At 59.6% G+C, this 18,816-nt stretch carries 18 protein-coding genes; 15 read left to right on the forward strand and 3 right to left on the reverse strand.

Annotation, left to right across the window (positions count from 1 at the left end):
* Position 1: 1 nt before the first annotated feature.
* The 8 genes from ACSAMW_RS18490 (at position 2) to moaE (ending at position 7,680) form a co-directional block, all read left to right on the forward strand.
* Positions 2 to 1,183: a mannuronate-specific alginate lyase gene (locus ACSAMW_RS18490; RefSeq protein WP_500591522.1), complete on the forward strand. Its 1,182-nt coding sequence runs from the start codon at positions 2 to 4 to the stop codon at positions 1,181 to 1,183.
* Positions 1,184 to 1,335: 152 nt separating this feature from the next.
* On the forward strand, positions 1,336 to 2,898 hold the full coding sequence (locus ACSAMW_RS18495; RefSeq protein WP_168082445.1) for an MBOAT family O-acyltransferase: 1,563 nt from the start codon (positions 1,336 to 1,338) through the stop codon (positions 2,896 to 2,898).
* 11 nt (positions 2,899 to 2,909) lie between these two features.
* Positions 2,910 to 4,058: an alginate O-acetyltransferase gene (locus tag ACSAMW_RS18500; RefSeq protein WP_500591523.1), complete on the forward strand. Its 1,149-nt coding sequence runs from the start codon at positions 2,910 to 2,912 to the stop codon at positions 4,056 to 4,058.
* 50 nt (positions 4,059 to 4,108) lie between these two features.
* Positions 4,109 to 4,777: an alginate O-acetyltransferase AlgF gene (locus tag ACSAMW_RS18505; protein ID WP_500591524.1), complete on the forward strand. Its 669-nt coding sequence runs from the start codon at positions 4,109 to 4,111 to the stop codon at positions 4,775 to 4,777.
* Between the two features lie 112 nt (positions 4,778 to 4,889).
* Entirely contained in the window at positions 4,890 to 6,341 is a 1,452-nt protein-coding gene (locus tag ACSAMW_RS18510; RefSeq protein ID WP_500591525.1) for a mannose-1-phosphate guanylyltransferase/mannose-6-phosphate isomerase, read from the forward strand.
* Positions 6,342 to 6,519: 178 nt separating this feature from the next.
* Positions 6,520 to 6,993, forward strand: a complete 474-nt coding sequence (moaC, locus tag ACSAMW_RS18515) for a cyclic pyranopterin monophosphate synthase MoaC (RefSeq protein ID WP_500591526.1) — start codon at positions 6,520 to 6,522, stop codon at positions 6,991 to 6,993.
* Positions 6,990 to 7,232 carry a MoaD/ThiS family protein gene (locus tag ACSAMW_RS18520; protein WP_500591527.1) on the forward strand — a complete coding sequence of 81 codons (243 nt, stop codon included), beginning with the start codon at positions 6,990 to 6,992 and terminating at the stop codon, positions 7,230 to 7,232. Before moaC ends, ACSAMW_RS18520 begins: the two co-directional genes overlap by 4 nt.
* A 1-nt stretch (position 7,233) precedes the next feature.
* Positions 7,234 to 7,680: a molybdopterin synthase catalytic subunit MoaE gene (moaE, locus tag ACSAMW_RS18525; RefSeq protein WP_500591528.1), complete on the forward strand. Its 447-nt coding sequence runs from the start codon at positions 7,234 to 7,236 to the stop codon at positions 7,678 to 7,680.
* Between the two features lie 141 nt (positions 7,681 to 7,821).
* On the opposite strand, the gene rhlB is transcribed toward moaE, so the two are convergent.
* Positions 7,822 to 9,240, reverse strand: a complete 1,419-nt coding sequence (gene rhlB, locus ACSAMW_RS18530; protein ID WP_500594073.1) for an ATP-dependent RNA helicase RhlB — start codon at positions 9,238 to 9,240, stop codon at positions 7,822 to 7,824.
* A gap of 109 nt (positions 9,241 to 9,349) precedes the next feature.
* Complete coding sequence (locus ACSAMW_RS18535; RefSeq protein WP_500591529.1) at positions 9,350 to 10,006, reverse strand: alpha/beta hydrolase; 657 nt, start codon at positions 10,004 to 10,006, stop codon at positions 9,350 to 9,352.
* Positions 10,007 to 10,397: 391 nt separating this feature from the next.
* On the opposite strand from ACSAMW_RS18535, the gene ACSAMW_RS18540 reads away from it, so the two are divergent.
* The 7 genes from ACSAMW_RS18540 (at position 10,398) to ACSAMW_RS18570 (ending at position 17,342) form a co-directional block, all read left to right on the forward strand.
* The gene (locus ACSAMW_RS18540; protein ID WP_500591530.1) at positions 10,398 to 11,423 is read left to right on the forward strand and encodes an amino acid ABC transporter substrate-binding protein; all 1,026 of its coding nucleotides are present in this window, start codon (positions 10,398 to 10,400) and stop codon (positions 11,421 to 11,423) included.
* A gap of 165 nt (positions 11,424 to 11,588) precedes the next feature.
* Entirely contained in the window at positions 11,589 to 12,779 is a 1,191-nt protein-coding gene (locus tag ACSAMW_RS18545; RefSeq protein WP_500591531.1) for an amino acid ABC transporter permease, read from the forward strand.
* A 9-nt stretch (positions 12,780 to 12,788) separates the two neighbouring features.
* Positions 12,789 to 13,886, forward strand: coding sequence for an amino acid ABC transporter permease (locus tag ACSAMW_RS18550; RefSeq protein ID WP_500591532.1), 1,098 nt, complete (start codon positions 12,789 to 12,791; stop codon positions 13,884 to 13,886).
* Between the two features lie 15 nt (positions 13,887 to 13,901).
* Positions 13,902 to 14,666 carry an amino acid ABC transporter ATP-binding protein gene (locus tag ACSAMW_RS18555; protein ID WP_168082421.1) on the forward strand — a complete coding sequence of 255 codons (765 nt, stop codon included), beginning with the start codon at positions 13,902 to 13,904 and terminating at the stop codon, positions 14,664 to 14,666.
* A 159-nt stretch (positions 14,667 to 14,825) separates the two neighbouring features.
* Positions 14,826 to 16,049, forward strand: coding sequence for a CynX/NimT family MFS transporter (locus ACSAMW_RS18560; RefSeq protein WP_500591533.1), 1,224 nt, complete (start codon positions 14,826 to 14,828; stop codon positions 16,047 to 16,049).
* A complete protein-coding gene (locus ACSAMW_RS18565; RefSeq protein WP_500591534.1) occupies positions 16,042 to 16,329 on the forward strand; it encodes a GIY-YIG nuclease family protein in 288 nt (95 codons plus the stop codon). Before ACSAMW_RS18560 ends, ACSAMW_RS18565 begins: the two co-directional genes overlap by 8 nt.
* 80 nt (positions 16,330 to 16,409) lie before the next feature.
* Positions 16,410 to 17,342 carry a glutathione S-transferase family protein gene (locus ACSAMW_RS18570; protein WP_500591535.1) on the forward strand — a complete coding sequence of 311 codons (933 nt, stop codon included), beginning with the start codon at positions 16,410 to 16,412 and terminating at the stop codon, positions 17,340 to 17,342.
* A 96-nt stretch (positions 17,343 to 17,438) separates the two neighbouring features.
* Here ACSAMW_RS18570 and yejK read toward each other — a convergent pair whose 3' ends face one another.
* Positions 17,439 to 18,449 (reverse strand): nucleoid-associated protein YejK, encoded by a 1,011-nt coding sequence (gene yejK / locus ACSAMW_RS18575; protein ID WP_500591536.1) that lies wholly within the window; start codon positions 18,447 to 18,449, stop codon positions 17,439 to 17,441.
* Between the last annotated feature and the right edge of the window lie 367 nt (positions 18,450 to 18,816).

Here is an 18,816-nt window from a genome sequence, read left to right on the forward strand (position 1 = left end):
TATGTTGACTTCTCGTCTTACGCCCAAAGCCGCGCGCCGCTTCTTCGCGCCGGCACTCTTGGGACTCGCCATGTTCGGCTCCGTGGCACATGCCGCGGGGCTGGTTCCTCCTCAGGGATATTACGACGGTATCGAGAAGCCAGGGAAAGGCGGGAGTTTCGATTGCCCCGCACCACCAACGCCTTACACCGGCTCGCTGCAGTTCCGCAGCAAGTACGAGGGCTCGGACAAGGCCCGTGCGACCTTCAACGCGTCGTCGGACCAAGCCTTCCGGGACTCCACCAAGGACATCACCACCCTTGAACGTGGTGTAAGCAAGCAAGTCATGCAGTTCATGCGCGATGGCAAGCCGACTGAGCTGGACTGCACCCTGAACTGGTTGGGCGCTTGGGCAGACGCCAATGCGTTGATGTCCAAAGACTTCAACCACACGGGCAAGTCCATGCGTAAGTGGGCCTTGGGCAGCATTTCCTCTTCCTACCTGCGGTTGAAGTTCTCCGAATCTCACCCTTTGCAGGGGCATGAAGCACAAACCCAGAAGATCGAAGCCTGGTTCAGCCGTATGGCCGACCAGGTCGTGAGCGACTGGAGCAACCTGCCGCTGGAGAAGATCAACAACCATTCGTACTGGGCGGCTTGGTCGGTGATGGCCACGTCCGTGGTGACCAACCGCCGTGACCTGTTCGACTGGTCGGTCAAGGAGTTCAAGGTCGCGGCCAACCAGGTTGACGATCAGGGCTTCCTGCCTAACGAGCTCAAGCGCAACCAGCGCGCACTGGCCTACCACAACTATGCCTTGCCGCCGTTGGCCATGATTGCCACGTTCGCCCAAGCCAACGGTGTGGACCTGCGCCCGGAAAACAATGGCGCGCTCAAGCGCCTGGGAGACCGGGTACTGGAAGGTAGCAAGGAGCCAGAAGAGTTCGAGCAGCGAAACGGCGACAAGCAGGACATGACTGACCTGAAGATCGACAGCAAGTACGCCTGGCTTGAACCCTACTGCACGCTCTACAACTGCTCCCCAGACACCGTGGCGCGCAAGCGTGAGATGGAGCCTTTCAAGACCTTCCGCCTGGGCGGCGACTTGACCCGTACCTTCGACCCTCAACATGAAAAGGGTGAGAAGGGCGGCAGAGGCAACAACAAGGCCGACGACCAGGCCGATGACAAGGATGACGAATAACACCCCGGTGTGTTGCCGGTGGGGTTAAGGCAATAACCGATACGCGCCTGTTTCGCCGTCTGGCGCGTGTCGTGCTTCCCCTCGCCCGAGGTGGGGGGGTATGGGGGGGCCATTTCCGGCTCCCGGTGTAGGAAAACCAAGGAGAGATCGGGATGGTTTTTTCATCCAACGTGTTCCTGTTCCTGTTCATGCCGATCTTTTTCGGTTTGTACTATCTGAGCGGAACCCGCTATCGAAACTTGCTGCTGCTGGTAGCGAGCTATGTGTTCTACGCCTGGTGGCGTGTTGACTTCCTCGCGTTGTTTGCAGCCGTGACACTGTGGAACTACTTCATCGGCCTTCGGATCGGCGCCAACGGTGTGCGAACCAAGGCATCCCAAAAATGGCTGTTATTAGGCGTGGCGGTAGACCTGGTGGTGCTGGGCTATTTCAAATACGCCAACTTCGGCGTGGACAGCCTCAACCAGATCATCACCTCGTTTGGGCTTGAGCCGTTCATCCTCACCCATATCATTCTGCCGATCGGTATCTCCTTCTATACCTTCGAGTCCATCAGCTACATCATCGACGTGTACCGTGGCGATACCCCGGCCACACGCAACCTGATCGATTTCGCCGCCTTCGTTGCGATTTTCCCTCACTTGATCGCCGGCCCCGTGCTGCGCTTCAAGGACCTGGTTGACCAGTTCAATCACCGCACCCACACCCTGGACAAATTCTCCGAGGGTGCTACCCGTTTCATGCAGGGGTTCATCAAGAAGGTCTTCATCGCCGATACCATTGCGGTGGTGGCCGACCATTCCTTTGCGCTGACAGACCCCACTACAGGCGATGCCTGGCTGGGGGCGCTGGCCTACACGGCGCAACTGTATTTCGATTTCTCCGGCTACAGCGACATGGCCATCGGCCTTGGCCTGATGATGGGCTTCCGTTTCATGGAGAACTTCAAGCAGCCGTACATCAGCCAGTCCATCACCGAGTTCTGGCGTCGCTGGCACATCAGCCTCTCCACTTGGCTGCGTGACTACCTCTACATCACCTTGGGCGGCAACCGTGGCGGCACCTTCGCCACCTACCGCAACCTGTTCCTGACCATGCTGCTGGGCGGCCTATGGCACGGTGCAAACTTCACCTACATCATCTGGGGTATGTGGCACGGCCTGTGGCTGGCCATCGAACGTGCCTTGGGCATCGATGCTGCACCACGCCGGTTCAACCCGATCAAGTGGATCTTCACCTTCCTGTTGGTGGTGCTGGGCTGGGTCATCTTCCGTGCTGAAAACGTGCACGTGGCCATGCGCATGTACCACGCCATGTTCAGCTTCGGTGAGTGGAGCTTGTCCGAGCTTAATGCCGCCAGCCTGACGGGCTTGCAGGTCGCGACCCTGGTAGTAGCCTATGTGGCCATGGCGTTCTTCGGCCTGCGCGATTTCTACAAGCAGCCGATCAATGCCCGTGCCCAGAAAGCCGCCGCTCAGCAGGGCACTGAAGCCAATGGCCCAGCCACTGCGCAGCCCGGCCAGATCAAGGCCGTGCCAGGCGACCAACCGGCCATCGTGCAAGCCCATGCGGCCGGCCATCAGGTTCAGCCCGCCTACTGGGTGGCTGACTGGCCGCGCTACATCATGCGCGCGATGATTCTGTTGCTGTTTATTGCTTCGATCCTGAAGCTGTCGGCGCAGAGCTTCTCGCCTTTCCTTTACTTCCAGTTCTGAGGGTGCCGACCATGACCCGTTCATTACGCATTCTCTACGTGGCCCTGTTCTTCGGCATTCTGGTGCTGATGGGGCTGTGGTCATTGGTGTCGTTCGGCTCGTTCGAACGCACCGCGCAAATGACCTTCTTCAACGGCAGGCTCACCAAGGCCGTTGAAACCCACTACGACGAAGAGTTTCCCATCAAACGCCTGGGGACCAACCTGTGGGCTGCAGTGGATTACAAGCTCTTCAACGAAGGCCGGCCAGGCGTTGTGCTGGGCAAGGACCAGTGGCTGTTCACCGATGAAGAGTTCAAGCCCGTGGCCAACGGGGACCAGATCGAAAAGGAAAACTTCGACCTGATCCGTGGCGTACGGGACCGCCTGGCTCAGCACAATGTGAAGCTGGTGATGGCGATCATTCCGGCAAAAGCTCGGCTTTACCCTGAGCATTTTGGCGACATGAAACCTGCCACCATGCACCGTGACCTGTACGAGCAATTCCATGCACAGGCCAAGCAGGCAGGCATCTTTGCGCCAGACCTGATGGGGCCGATGCAACAGGCCAAACAGCAGGGGCAAGTGTTCCTGCGTACAGATACACATTGGACGCCATTAGGTGCGGAAGTTGTCGCACGTAATATTGGCGCCGCCATTTCGGCACATACGCCAATTAATGGCACGCCAACTCAATATGTAACCGAAGCGGAAGAAGCCAAACCTTATAAGGGTGACCTCACTTCCTTCCTGCCACTGGATCCTTTGTTCACTAATTTGCTTCCGCCGCCAGATAGTTTGCAACAAAAGACAACTCACGCTGTCGAAGGCGCTGTGGAGAATGATGATGCTCTCTTCAGCGACGCAGAAATCCCGGTTGGCCTGGTAGGCACCAGCTACAGCGCCAACCCGCACTGGAATTTCCTGGGCGCGCTGCGCGAGTCGTTGCACAGCGATGTCGTGAACTATGCCGAGGAAGGCCATGGTCCGATTCTGCCGATGCTTAAGTACTTGCAGAGCGACGGTTTCAAGAACAGTCCGCCGCAAGTTCTGGTTTGGGAGTTCCCCGAACGCTACTTGCCAATGAAGAATGATCTCAGTGGCTTTGACCCAGCTTGGGTTGCAGAACTGAAGAAAAGCCAAGACAGCAATCAGAATCTGGCCGTGGGCCAGAACAACTGAAACCAATTTGATAAACGGCAGTAGTTTTATATCTGCCGAGAGGAACGCACATGACCGCACATACTTTGAAGACTGCCCTGCGTACTTCCCGTATTGCCAAGGCATGCGCCCTGGCTGTGGGTTTTGGCCTGTTGTCCACCCAAGCTTTCGCGGCAGGTGACTCGGCCTTGTACGGCCCGACGGCTCCGAAGGGTTCTGCGTTCGTTCGGGTCTACAACGCCAGCGGCCAGCAAGTGAACTCCACCATTGGCAACAACAAAGCGGCCGACGTTCCGGCTGGCAAAGGCACTGCCTTCGAATTCATGCCTGGCGGCCAGTACACCGCCAAGCTGGGTAGCGAATCCCTGCCGGTGAACCTGGCTGGTGATCACTACTACACCATCGTGAAGACGGCCTCGGGCACGTCCAAGCTGGTGGAAGAGGGTGCGTTCACCAACAAGCAAAAAGCATTGGTACGTGTACAGAACCTGAGCGACAAGCCACTGGCCCTGAAAACCGCTGATGGCAAGGAAGTGATCCCTGCTGTTGCGCCCAACGGCCACGGCGAGCGTGAGATCAACCCGGTAAAGGTCAGCCTGGCCCTGTTCGACGGCGCTAACAAAGTTGCCGACCTCAAGCCGGTCAACCTCGAACGCGGCAAGGCCACTGTACTGTTCGTTACCGGTCAAGGCACCAGCTTGAACCCAGCCTGGGTCGAGCAAACTGATTCTGCTCGCTAACTGCGAGACTTGCGGTCGCCCTTCGGGGCGACCGGCACGGAACAATAAGTAGACGAAGCGGTAGAACAACACTGTCATCTCATTACTACTACGCAATTCTTGGAGAAACACTATGATTCCGGTGATCTTGTCAGGTGGTAGCGGCTCACGTCTGTGGCCGTTGTCGCGCAAGCAGTTCCCGAAGCAATTCCTGGCGCTGACGGGAGAGCACACCCTCTTCCAGCAAACCCTGGAACGTCTGGTGTTCGAAGGCATGGATAAGCCGTTGGTCGTCTGCAACAAGGACCACAAATTCATTGTCAACGAACAACTGTCCGCCCTGAAGCTGGAAACCCAAGGCATCCTGCTGGAGCCGTTCGGCCGTAACACCGCACCTGCCGTTGCCCTGGCGGCAATGAAGCTGGTTAACGAAGGCCGTGACGACCTGATGCTGGTGCTGCCGGCTGACCACGTGATCGAAGACCAGAAAGCCCTTCAGCGCGCCCTGGCCTTGGCTACCGTCGCCGCCGAACGTGGCGAAATGGTGCTGTTCGGTGTGCCGGCTACCCGCCCTGAAACGGGCTATGGCTACATCAAGTCCACCAACGATGCACTGCTGCCGGAAGGCGTCAGCCGCGTTTCACACTTCGTTGAAAAGCCGGACGAAAAACGCGCTCAGGAATTCGTCGATGTCGGCGGCTATTTCTGGAACAGCGGCATGTTCCTGTTCCGCGCCAGCCGCTTCCTGGAAGAACTGAAAAAGCACGATCCGGATATCTACGACAACTGCCTGTTGACCCTGGAGCGCAGCAAGCGCGACGGCGACAACATCGAAATCGAAGAAGCCAGCTTTGCGTGCTGCCCAGACAACTCCATTGACTATGCTGTGATGGAAAAGACCCAGCGCGCCTGCGTGGTTCCGCTGACGGCAGGCTGGAGCGACGTTGGTTGCTGGAACTCCCTGTGGGAAGTGCACGCCAAAGACGCCAACGGCAACGTGACCAAGGGCGACGTGGTTATCCAGGACAGCCGCAATTGCATGATCCACGGCAATGGCAAGCTGGTCTCGGTGATCGGCCTGGACAACATCGTTGTGGTTGAAACCCGCGACGCCATGATGATTGCGCACAAGGACAAGGTCCAGGGCGTGAAGAACATGGTGGCGACCCTGAACGATATGGGCCGCAGCGAAACCCAGAACCACTGTGAAGTGTACCGCCCATGGGGTTCATATGACTCCGTGGACCAGGGTGGCCGCTTCCAGGTCAAGCACATCACTGTCAAGCCAGGCGCTTGCCTGTCGCTGCAGATGCACCACCACCGCGCTGAGCACTGGATCGTGGTATCCGGTACTGCCGAGGTCACCTGCGACGATAACGTGTTCCTGCTGACCGAAAACCAGTCGACCTACATCCCGATCGCGTCGGTTCACCGCCTGCGCAACCCAGGCAAGATCGCTTTGGAACTGATCGAAGTGCAGTCCGGCAGCTACCTGGGTGAAGACGACATCGAGCGCTTCGAAGACGTCTACGGCCGCTCCAATGCGACCATCGCTGGCATTTCGGTGAAGTCGATCACGCAGTAAGCGGCAAGCGTTAAGCGTCACGCTTCAAGAAGAGGCCTTCCGCCAAGCCCCCCGGCTTGCCGGAGGGCCTTTTGCGTTATGGGTTACAGAGCGTTGTAGGAGCGGGCCCAGCCCGCGAACAGGCTTAACTCGATGCCACTTAGGCTACACTGCACTCCTGTTTTCAAAGGAACCCCCCATGCTCACCCACTTGGATTCCCAGGGCCGCGCCAACATGGTCGATGTCACGGCCAAGGCAGTCACCGCGCGCGAAGCGCTGGCCGAAGCTCGTGTACGCATGTTGCCCGCCACGCTCCAAATGATCGTCGATGGCGCTCACCCCAAAGGCGATGTGTTCGCCGTTGCCCGTATCGCTGGTATTCAAGCTGCCAAGAAAACCAGCGACCTGATCCCGCTGTGCCACCCTCTGATGCTCACCAGTGTGAAAGTTGAGCTAAGCGGGGAGGGCGCCGATACCGTGCTGATCCGGGCGCGCTGCAAGCTGGCGGGGCAGACCGGTGTGGAGATGGAAGCGCTCACGGCGGCCAGCGTGGCCGCCTTGACTATTTATGACATGTGCAAAGCGGTGGACAAGGGGATGGTGATCGAAGCGGTACGCCTGCTGGAGAAAAAGGGCGGCAAGAGTGGCGATTTCGAGGCGGCAACCCTATGAAGCTCAAAGTGCTTTACTTTGCGCGTTTTCGAGAAGCCGTGGGGCGCGATAGCGAACAGGTAGAGGGCAGCTTCGCTACCCTCGAAGCGCTGCGTGCCTTTCTGGTGGCCCAGGGCGGGCATGGGGTGTTGGCCGAACCCAACCTGATGTGCGCCCGCAACGAGGAACTGTGTGGCCTTGACGAAGTGCTGGCAGACGGCGACGAGGTGGCGTTCTTTCCTACTGTGACAGGAGGCTGACATGGCCATTCACGTGCAGCCTACCCCCTTCGACCCTGGTGTGGCGCTTAACACTGTTCACCAGCAGCAACTGGGCATTGGCGCAGTCGTCAGCTTTACAGGGTACGTACGAGACTTCAACGATGGCCTGGACGTGGCAGGGCTGTTTCTTGAGCACTACCCTGGCATGACAGAGAAGGCCTTGGGCAAGATCGTGAAGGACGCCGAAGGGCGCTGGCCGCTGCTGGGTGTCGAGGTGATTCACCGGGTGGGCGATCTGCCGCCCGGCGAGCCCATTGTGTTCGTTGCCTGCGCCAGCGCCCACCGTCAGGCCGCGTTCGCAGCCTGCGAATTCATCATGGACTACCTCAAGACCAAGGCGCCCTTCTGGAAGAGAGAGGCCACACCGGATGGCCTGCGGTGGGTAGAGGGCCGAGCGACGGACCAGTACGCAGCTGATCGCTGGTAACACGCGCCGACGCTTGTTCGCCCGCTGCGCAGGCTCCCACACAGGCTATGCCTTATGGAGGGGTTGCGGCCCTGTGGGAGCTGGCGCCAGCCGGCGAAAAGGTTGGTGCGGCCGACCATGTGTTCACGCGCTTTGCGGCGCCTACAGCGCGTTGCCCTTGCGGGGCACTGGCTTGAGCAGGGTTTCCGGCGGCATTTCGCAGCTGATCTTGCGCCCTAGCAAGGTTTCGATCCCAGGCAGCTGATAAGAGTCGTCCTCACCGGCAAAGCTGATGGAAATGCCACTGGTGCCCGCCCGCCCGGTACGGCCGATCCGGTGCACGTAGTCTTCCGGGTCCTCAGGCAGCGTGAAGTTGATCACGTGGCTGATCCCTTCGATATGAATGCCTCGGCCTGCCACGTCGGTAGCTACCATAACTTTTACCTGCCCAGCCCGGAAGGCTTCCAGGGTTTTGATGCGCTTGTGCTGCGGAACGTCCCCTGACAGTTGGGCAGCGCTGATCCCATCGCGCACCAGGCGCTCCTCAATACGGCGTACTTCATCCTTACGGTTGGCAAACACCATCACGCGATCCCAGCCTTCGCTGGTGACCAAGTTATACAACAGCTTGTACTTGTCGCTGCCGGCAACGGCATACACATGTTGCTCAACGGTATCGCTGGCCACCTGTTCGGGTTCGATCTCGACGATGGCAGGGTCCGTGGTCCACTGGCGCGCCAGGTTCATCACGTCTTCGGTAAAGGTGGCCGAGAACAGCAGGGTTTGCCGTTCGCTTTTGGGGGGGGTCTGGCGAATGATCTGGCGCACCTGAGGGATAAAGCCCATGTCCAGCATGCGGTCGGCCTCGTCCAGCACCATCACCTCCACCATGTCCAGGTGCACGTCGCCCCGCTGGTTGAAATCCAGCAGGCGCCCTGGGGTAGCCACAAGGATGTCGCAGTAACGGGATTCCAGCTGCTTGAGCTGCTTGTCGAAGTCCATGCCGCCTACGAATGTCATGACATTCAAAGGGCAGTGTGCTGTCAGCTCGGCCGCATCCTTGGCGATCTGTACCACAAGCTCGCGTGTGGGGGCGATGATCAGCGCACGGGGCTCGCCCATGTAGCGCTCTGCCGGTGGCGGTGTCTGCAGTAACTGGCTGATGGTGGAAATCAGGAATGCAGCGGTCTTGCCTGTACCTGTCTGGGCGCGGCCGATCGCATCGCGGCCTTTGAGGGTAAAGCCCAGTACTTGTGCCTGGATGGGCGTGCAATAAGGGAAGCCCAGGTCCTGGATGGCGTGCATCAGTTCTGGCCGCAAGGCGAAATCGTGGAAGCGGGTTTTTCCTTCCTGAGGCGGCACCTGGAAATCTTCAAGCCTCCAGGGCGCCACGGGCGCTGGCACGGGCTTGGGCTTGCGCTCACGCCGTGGGCGCTCGGCGTTCACAATTGGAGCTGGCGAGGGCGCAGCAGCAGAGGTGGCTGCTTCAGCCGGCTGAACGGGCGCCGGGCGTGGTGGGCGTGCTTGGGAAGGTGAAGCGGGTGCGGCGGCGAGCGGCTCAGCCTCGCTTTTGCCGAACATTTTCTTGAGTGCTTTGAGCACGGTGTTCTCTTCGTCGTTTGTAAGGATCGGTTCGTTTGGCAGTGTAATGCAAGAATCGGGCGCGGCGTAGTGCCGCGCTCGGCCCGTGTCAGGCAAGGCGCTCCATGAGCCAGGCGGCAATGTCTTTTATTTCCTCCTCTACCACTGCATGCTCCATGGGATAGTCCTTCCAGGTGGCCGCTACGCCCGCGTCCTTGAGCTGGTCGTGGGCGGCGCGGCCCATGGGCGGGAGCACTACTCCATCGCGGGTGCCGTGGAGGTTCAGTACGGGTATGGCCTGCTGAACGGTGGTCAACGGCAGCACATCACCAAAGCTCGGTGCGTAGGTGGACAGCGCCATAACACCGGCCAGTGGGCGTGACTGTTCAATGAACGCCGCGTGAAGCACCACGGCCCCACCCTGGGAGAACCCAGCCAGCACAATGCGTTCGTCCCCGATGCCTTGTGCGTTCTGGGCATCCATCAGCCCGTGTACCACGGCGGCTGAAGCGTCCAGTTGGCTACGGTCAATAGCACGCGCCGGGCTCATGGCCTTGATGTCATACCAGCTAGGCATCAGGTACCCGCCATTGATGGTCACGGCTTGGGTGGGCGCCTGGGGCAGGATAAAGCGCGTACTTGGCAGCACCTGCTGCAGCATCTGTGCAACCGGCTGAAAGTCAAAACGATCTGCGCCTAGCCCGTGCAACCAGATTACACACGCGTCTGCAGGCTGGGTGGGCTCTAGGATCAGAGGTTCGGTCATAAGTGCTCCTTCTTGGTGCGATAGGGTTCGATACGGTGCGTCTATTCGGGGCGATAGGTGGCAATTTGCTAACAAAACGTCGCGTGGGTGAAAGTTTCCGTATTGACGCCCACGGAAACGCTCAAGCGTGGCGGTATGGTACGCGCTTTGCTAAACCTATAGGGCAAATGGAAACGCGCCCGTTACCGGTAACACCTGCGGTAGGCGGGGAGGGCCCGAGTGCCGAGCAGTTGGCTTGGCGCCAGGGCGTCTGTCGCAGATCGGCGCGTTTGCTTCATACATGTGCACATGACACCGCTCGACCCAAAACGAAGCCGGCACTGGTCGAGGTCGCCTCACAAAGGTGCGGGTAATACACGCGCGACACAACAAGAGCCTATTGGAGGTTTGAATGATGAAGTTGAAATCCACCCTGGCAGTACTGACAACCGCCGCACTGTTCGGTGCGGCAGGGCTTGCTCAGGCAGGGGCCACACTGGACGGCGTGAAGAAGAAAGGCTTCGTGCAGTGCGGTGTGAGCGACGGCCTTCCAGGTTTCTCCGTGCCAGACAGCAAGGGCGTGATCAAAGGTATCGACGCGGACGTTTGCCGCGCTGTGGCAGCAGCGGTGTTCGGCGATGCTACCAAGGTCAAGTTCAGCCAGTTGAACGCCAAGGAGCGCTTCACTGCGCTGCAATCCGGTGAAATCGACGTATTGTCGCGCAACACCACCTGGACCAGTTCCCGTGACGCGGGCATGGGTATGATCTTCGCGGGCGTTACCTATTACGACGGCGTCGGCTTCCTGGTGAACAACAAGCTGGGCGTGAAAAGTGCCAAGGAACTGGATGGCGCCACTATCTGCATCCAGGCCGGTACGACCACCGAGCTGAACGTGTCGGACTACTTCCGCTCCAATGGCCTGAAATACACCCCCATCACCTTCGATACCTCCGATGAATCAGCCAAGTCCCTTGAAAGCGGCCGTTGCGACGTACTGACCTCGGACAAATCGCAGCTTTACGCACAGCGCTCCAAGCTGGCCTCCAAGGCTGATTTCATCGTGCTGCCTGAAACCATTTCCAAAGAGCCCCTGGGCCCTGTGGTTCGCAAAGGCGACGACGAATGGCTGAACGTGGTCAAGTGGAGCCTGTTCGCAATGCTCAACGCTGAAGAAGCCGGCGTTACTTCGGCTAACGTCGAAGAGCAGGCCAAATCCACCAAGAACCCGGACGTGGCTCGCCTGCTGGGCGCTGACGGCGAGTATGGCAAAGACCTAGGCGTGCCAAAGGATTGGGTCGTGCAGATCGTCAAGCAAGTGGGTAACTACGGCGAAGTGTTCGAGAAGAACCTGGGCAAAGGCTCGCTGGAGATCGACCGTGGCATGAACGCCCTGTGGACCCACGGCGGCATCATGTACGCACCACCGGTACGTTGATCCCGCTTGCGCCAGCCGTGAGAGCCGCTGGCGCAGCAGGAGCAAGGCAGGACACCAGGGCAGGCGCAGTGCGCGATCCATTCGCACCGGTGCCTGCTTTGGCATTTCCAGGACGCTTCGAACAACCCGAACGGCTTTATCCTCCGTTTTATTCCGGGGCATTTCATGCAAAAAAACATCGGCGCACCCAGTGCTAAATCCGGGCGGTTTTCCCTGACCGACCCGCGTGTACGCGCGTGGGTATTCCAGATCATCACCATCGTGGCAGTGGTTTCGCTCGGCTGGTTCCTTTTCGACAATACCCAGACCAACCTGCAGCACCGTGGCATTACCTCAGGGTTTGGCTTCCTGGAGCGCAGTGCAGGCTTCGGTATTGCACAGCACTTGATTCCCTACACCGAGTCCGATTCCTACGCCCGTGTGTTCCTTATAGGCCTGCTCAATACCTTGCTGGTGACCTTCATCGGTATCGTGTTGGCAACGCTGCTGGGGTTCATCGTGGGTGTGGCCAGGCTGTCCAACAACTGGATGATCAACAAGCTGGCTACGGTTTACATCGAGATTTTCCGGAACATTCCGCCGCTGCTGCAGATCCTGTTCTGGTACTTCGCCGTCTTCCTGACGTTGCCCGGCCCTCGTGGCAGCATCAACATCGCCGATCGCTTCTTTATCAGCAACCGCGGCCTGAACATGCCAGGCGCCAATATTGCCGAAGGTTTCTGGCCATTCCTGGCCAGCGTGATCATTGCCTTGATTGCGATATGGGCCATGGTGCGGTGGGCCAACCGCCGGTTTGAAGCCACGGGCGTGCCGTTCCATAAATTCTGGGCCGGCCTTGCGCTGCTGGTCGTCATTCCAGCGCTATGTGCCTTGGTGTTCGGCTCGCCCGTTCACTGGGAAGTGCCTGCCCTGCGCGGCTTCAACTTCGTGGGTGGCTGGGTAATGATTCCCGAACTGCTGGCGCTCACGCTGGCGTTGACGGTGTATACCGCTGCCTTTATCGCTGAAATCGTGCGTTCGGGTATCAAGTCGGTCAGCCATGGCCAAACCGAGGCTGCCCGCTCACTGGGATTGCGCAATGGGCCTACCCTGCGCAAGGTGATCATCCCCCAGGCGCTGCGGGTGATCATTCCGCCCCTGACCAGCCAGTTCCTGAACCTGGCCAAGAACTCCTCCCTTGCCGCGGGTATCGGCTACCCGGAAATGGTCTCACTGTTTGCCGGTACCGTGCTCAACCAGACCGGTCAGGCCATCGAGGTCATCGCCATCACCATGAGCGTGTACCTGGCGATCAGCATCAGCATTTCGCTGCTGATGAACTGGTACAACAAGCGCATCGCGCTGATCGAGCGATAGGAAAACACCATGACTACTCATGTCTTCAAGCCAGACCAGCCGCCACCCGTAAGGGCCGTGGGCGCTGTGGCCTGGATGCGCGCCAACCTGTTCTCGGGCTGGTTCAATACTGTACTTACCCTGCTGGCGCTGTACCTTATCTGGATAATCATACCGCCCCTGCTGAGCTGGGCGATTTTCGATGCCAACTGGGTGGGCACAGTACGCGAGGATTGCACCAAGGCAGGCGCCTGCTGGGTGTTCATCGAGCAGCGTATCGGCCAGTTCATGTATGGCTATTACCCTGGCGAGCTTCGCTGGCGCGTTGACCTTACCGTGTGGCTGGCCGTTATCGGAGCAGCCCCGCTGTTCATTCCCAAGATGCCGAAGAAGGTGAAATACGGCATTGCCTTCATCGTGCTTTATCCCGTCATCGCCTGGTGCCTGCTGCACGGTGGTGTGTTCGGGATGACCACTGTGCCTACCAGCCAGTGGGGCGGGCTGATGCTCACCCTGGTCATTGCCACTGTAGGGATTGCCGGCGCGCTGCCACTGGGCATCGTGCTTGCACTGGGCCGCCGGTCCAAGATGCCCGCCGTGAAGGTAGTGTGCGTCACCTTCATCGAGTTCTGGCGCGGTGTACCTTTGATCACGGTGCTGTTCATGTCCTCGGTAATGCTGCCGCTGTTCCTGCCTGAAGGCATGAACTTCGACAAGCTGCTGCGGGCCTTGATCGGCGTGATCCTGTTCCAGTCGGCCTATGTGGCCGAGGTGGTACGGGGCGGCATGCAGGCCATCCCCAAAGGCCAGTATGAAGCAGCTTCCGCCATGGGGCTGGGCTACTGGCGCAGCATGGGGCTGGTGGTACTGCCACAAGCCCTCAAACTGGTCATTCCAGGCCTGGTGAATACCTTTATCGCACTGTTCAAGGACACCAGCCTGGTGATCATCATCGGCCTGTTCGACCTGCTCAACAGCGTCAAGCAGGCTGCCGCCGACCCCAAGTGGCTTGGCATGGCGACCGAGGGCTACGTATTCGCAGCCCTGGTGTTCTGGATTTTCTGTTTCGGCATGTCCCGCTACTCCATACACCTGGAGCACAAGCTGGACACCGGTCATAAGCGCTAAGCGTCAGGAGAGAATATGAACAACCCCATCAAGCAACCCGCCGGCGCTGAAGGCATTATTCGCATGACCGGTGTGAACAAGTGGTACGGCCAGTTCCACGTGCTCAAGGACATCAACCTGAACGTGCGCCAAGGTGAGCGTATCGTGCTGTGCGGGCCGTCCGGTTCAGGCAAGTCCACCACTATCCGCTGCATCAACCGGTTGGAAGAACACCAGCAGGGCAGCATTGTGGTGGACGGCGTGGAACTGACCAACGACCTGAAGCAGATCGAAACCATCCGCCGCGAAGTGGGCATGGTATTCCAGCATTTCAACCTGTTCCCGCACCTGACCATTTTGCAGAACTGCACCCTGGCGCCTATGTGGGTACGCAAGATGCCCAAGCGCCAGGCCGAGGAAATTGCCATGCATTACCTGGAACGCGTGCGCATTCCAGAGCAGGCGAACAAGTTCCCTGGGCAGCTCTCCGGGGGCCAGCAGCAGCGTGTGGCCATTGCACGTGCACTGTGCATGAAACCTAAGATCATGCTGTTCGACGAGCCCACCTCGGCACTGGACCCGGAGATGGTAAAGGAAGTACTGGATACCATGATCGGCCTGGCCGAAGACGGCATGACCATGCTGTGCGTGACCCACGAAATGGGCTTCGCACGAACTGTGGCCAACCGCGTGATCTTTATGGACAAGGGCGAGATCGTAGAGCAGGCGGCACCGGACGACTTCTTCGACCGGCCGCAGAGCGACCGTACCCGTTTGTTCCTGAGCCAGATCATTCACTAAGGTGCCTGTAGGCGCGGGCGTGCCCGCGCTGTGAACGCTACCGTGCAGGCATAGCCTTGCGCCTGCAGTGCATTAGCCTCACTTCAGTTGATCCTCTTCCAACCACAGGCGTAGAGTACTCGGCTAATTTGTTTCCGAATAAATCCAGCCGAGCCCTGCATGCCCGCCGACCACGCTCCACCTGATGCTGTCGCCTCCACCTCCCGGTGGAAATCTGCCGTTCTGATCGTTGCGCTGGTCCTGGTTGCCCTGAACCTTCGGCCGGCGTTGTCCAGCCTTTCGCCCTTGCTGCATCAGGTATCCGAAGCCGTGGGCATAAGTGCGGCTATGGCCGGGCTGCTGACGACACTGCCCGTGCTGTGCCTGGGGCTGTTCGCCCCGCTGGCACCGCTGCTGTCTCGGCGTTTTGGCGCCGAGCGCACCATAGGGGGCATTTTGCTGTTGCTGGCCGCAGGCATTTTACTGCGCACGCAGTTCGGTGCTGTGGGGCTGTTTGCGGGGAGTGTGGTGGCGGGGGCTAGTATCGGCATCATTGGGGTGTTGTTGCCTGGTATCGTAAAACGTGACTTTTCTGCCCACGCCGGCCTGATGACGGGCGTCTATACCATGGCCCTGTGCCTGGGCGCGGCGACGGCGGCGGGTACCAGTGTGCCGCTCAGCCAAGTGTTCGATGACAGCTGGCGCTGGGGGCTGGGGTTCTGGCTGGTGCCTGCCCTGATCGCTGCCCTGGCCTGGTGGCCCCAAACCCGTACGGGCCACCACGCTCGCCGGGCGGTCTACAAGGTGCATGGGTTGTTGCGCGACCCATTGGCCTGGCAGGTAACGCTGTTCATGGGGCTGCAGTCCTCGCTGGCTTACATTGTCTTCGGCTGGCTTCCCTCGATTCTGATCGATCGCGGGCTTTCTGCTGAAGACGCCGGGCTGGTGACCTCAGGCTCTATCATTGTGCAACTGGCCAGTTCGCTCAGCGCGCCTTGGCTGGCCACACGTAGCCACGACCAACGCATGGCAATCCTGGTGGTAATGGGGCTTACCCTGGTAGGCCTGTTCGGCTGCCTGTATGCCCCGGTAAGTGGCCTGTGGGGTTGGGCCGTCGTACTCGGGCTAGGGCAGGGCGGTGTATTCGCTGTTGCCCTTACGCTGATCGTATTGCGTTCACCCGATGCACACGTGGCAGCTGGCCTTTCAGGTATGGCGCAAGGGTTTGGCTATACGCTGGCGTCCATGGGGCCGCTGGCCGTAGGTATCGTGCATGACCTGACTGGTGGCTGGTCGGCCATGGGCTGGGTGTTTGCCGTAATTGGCATTGGTGCCACAGTGGCAGGCATGGGGGCAGGGCGTTCGCGCCTGGTGAACGTGCGCAGCGAACGTACTGATGACTGACATCCCAGCGACGCCTTGGTCGGTGTACCTGGTGCGAGCGGCCAATGGTTCGCTCTATTGTGGCATCAGCAACGACCCGCACCGTCGCTTTGCAGCCCACCAAAGCGGAAAGGGCGCTCGGTTCTTCCGCTCCAGCCCGGCTGTGGCGCTGGTGTACATCCAGGCCTGCCTGGAGAAGGGCGAGGCTTTGCGAACCGAGCGTGCCATCAAGCGGCTGCCCAAAAAAGTGAAGGAAGCCATGGCCCTGGCTTGGCAAAATGACCATAGCGGCGGTGAATAGCAAAGGATCGGCGGGTATGGGTAGGCTTGGCCTGCAGAGGTCGCTAAGCTGGGCTAATTCTCACCCGCCTGGATGCTGAAATGACCGCACTGATCCTGCATCACTACCCTACCTCGCCCTTCGCTGAGAAGGCTCGCCTGATGCTGGGCTTCAAAGGCCTGGCGTGGCACTCGGTCACTATCCCGCCGATGATGCCCAAGCCAGACCTTATGCCGCTAACCGGTGGCTACCGCAAAACTCCCGTGCTGCAGATCGGGGCTGATGTGTACTGCGATACCGCCCTGATTGCCCGCCAGTTGGACAAGGTGCAGCCCACCCCCGCGCTATTCCCTGCCGGTAAAGAAGCGGTGGTAGCGGCCTTCGCTGGCTGGGTGGACTCGGTCGTGTTCCAGCATGCCGTAAGCTTTGTATTCCAGCCTGAGTCGGCAGCGGTGCGCTTTTCCCGTTTCACCGAAGAGCAACGCAACGCCTTCCTGGCCGACCGTGCCAAGCTGTTCAGTGGCGGGGCGGCCAGCCGTTTGCCGATCGAGATTGCCCGCCATCAATGGCCGGCCATCATGGGCCGCGTTGAACAGCAGCTGAGCGCCGGTGGGGAGTTCCTGTTCGGGGTGCCTAGCCATGCCGATTTCTCCTTGGCCCACATCTGCTGGTTCCTGCTGGCCACGCCGGTGACCTCGCCATTGATCGAGGGCTACCCCAACGTAATGGCATGGTTCAAACGGGTACAGGCGTTTGGCCAGGGTACACCTACGGAGTTGAGCAGCGGTGAAGCCTTGGAGAAAGCCAAGGCCGCTACGCCGGCCGGCTTCCCGGAAATCGATTTCGTGGACCCCAGCGGTTTTAAGGCGGGTGATCAGGTAGTCGTTTCGGCCACCGATTATGGGGTGGACGGAGTAGCGGGTGAGTTGGTCTACACCGACCACGAAGAGATCGTAGTGCGCCGCGAAGATGACCGTGCTGGCACGGTGCAGGTGCATTTCCCTCGGATGGGGTTTGCGATCAAGGCGGTGTGAAGCACATATCTGCTGTGGCTTCTTCCCGGGCTATGCCCGGTCCCACAGGGTTGACGCTGTGGGAGCGGGCGCTAGCCCGCGAATGGCCAGGTGACCTCAAGCGTCCTTCCGACGCTTCAACTGGTCCGTCAGCTGCGTCGGCAGCCCCTTGATAATCAGCGTACCCGCTGCCTCGTCATACTCGACCTTGGAGCCCAGCAAGTGGGCTTCAAAGCTGATGGACAGGCCCTCGGCGCGGCCTGTAAAGCGGCGGAATTGGTTGAGGGTGCGTTTGTCCGCCGGGATTTCCGGCGACAGGCCGTAGTCTTTGTTGCGAATGTGTTCATAGAACGCCCGTGGCCGGTCTTCATCGATCAGGCCAGACAATTCTTCCAGTTCCACAGGCTCTCCATTGCGGCTCTGGCTGGTGGCATAGTCCACCAGTGTCTTGGTCTTCTCGCGGGCGGCTTCTTCGGGCAGGTCTTCGCTTTCAACGTAGTCACTAAAGGCTTTGAGCAACGTGCGGGTTTCACCGGGGCCGTCTACGCCTTCCTGGCAGCCGATGAAATCACGGAAGTACTCTGAAACTTTCTTTCCGTTCTTGCCCTTTATGAACGAGATGTACTGCTTGGACTGCTTGTTGTTCTGCCACTCGGACAGGTTCACCCGTGCCGCCAGGTGTAGCTGGCCCAGGTCCAGATGGCGAGAGGGCGTAACGTCCAGCTCGGCGGTCACCGCCACCCCATCGCTATGGTGCAGTAGCGCAATGGCGAGATAGTCCGTCATGCCTTGGTTGTAGTGGGCGAACAGCACGTGGCCGCCTGCGGACAGGTTGGACTCTTCCATCAGCTTTTGCAGATGCTCGACAGCTACGCGGCTGAACGCTGTGAAATCCTGCTCTTGTTCCAAGTAGGCCTTGAGCCAGCCGCTGAAGGGGTACGCGCCGGACTCGGGATGAAACAGCCCCCACGCCTTGCCTTGCTTGGCGTTGTAGCTTTCATTCAGGTCGGCCAGCATGTCGTCCAGCGCCTGGGAAGGCTCCAGTTCCCGGTCGCGGGCATGGAGCACGGCGGGGGTGCCGTCGGGCTTCTTGTCGATCAGGTGAACAATGCAATGACGGATCGGCATGGGCGCCTCGGGAATCACGGAAAGCAGCAAGTGTACCGTAACTGCTGGGCGGCAGAACGGCTGTATCGCGGTGAGCCAACCGCGACAACCGACCGCAGCCTGCCCTTTTTTTGGCTGTTTTTTAGCCAAAACCTCAATAAAGACGAATATTTACTGCTGGGGTGGCGGATATTTATCTGGCTCTGTGCTAGTTTTGCCGGCTCTTGCGCTGGTACGCCAACGGCTGGCCCGCTGGCCCCGGCGTTAGCCCGCTTTATCGGCCTTCCTTCAGCGCGAACCAAACACCGCTGCGGGCATCTACATTGCCGATTGGCGAGGCTGTATCCAGAGGCCGGGCCCTGCGGGGGGCCGGTTTTGACGGGTGACA

It is taken from the genome of Pseudomonas sp. AB39(2026), assembly GCF_059831485.1.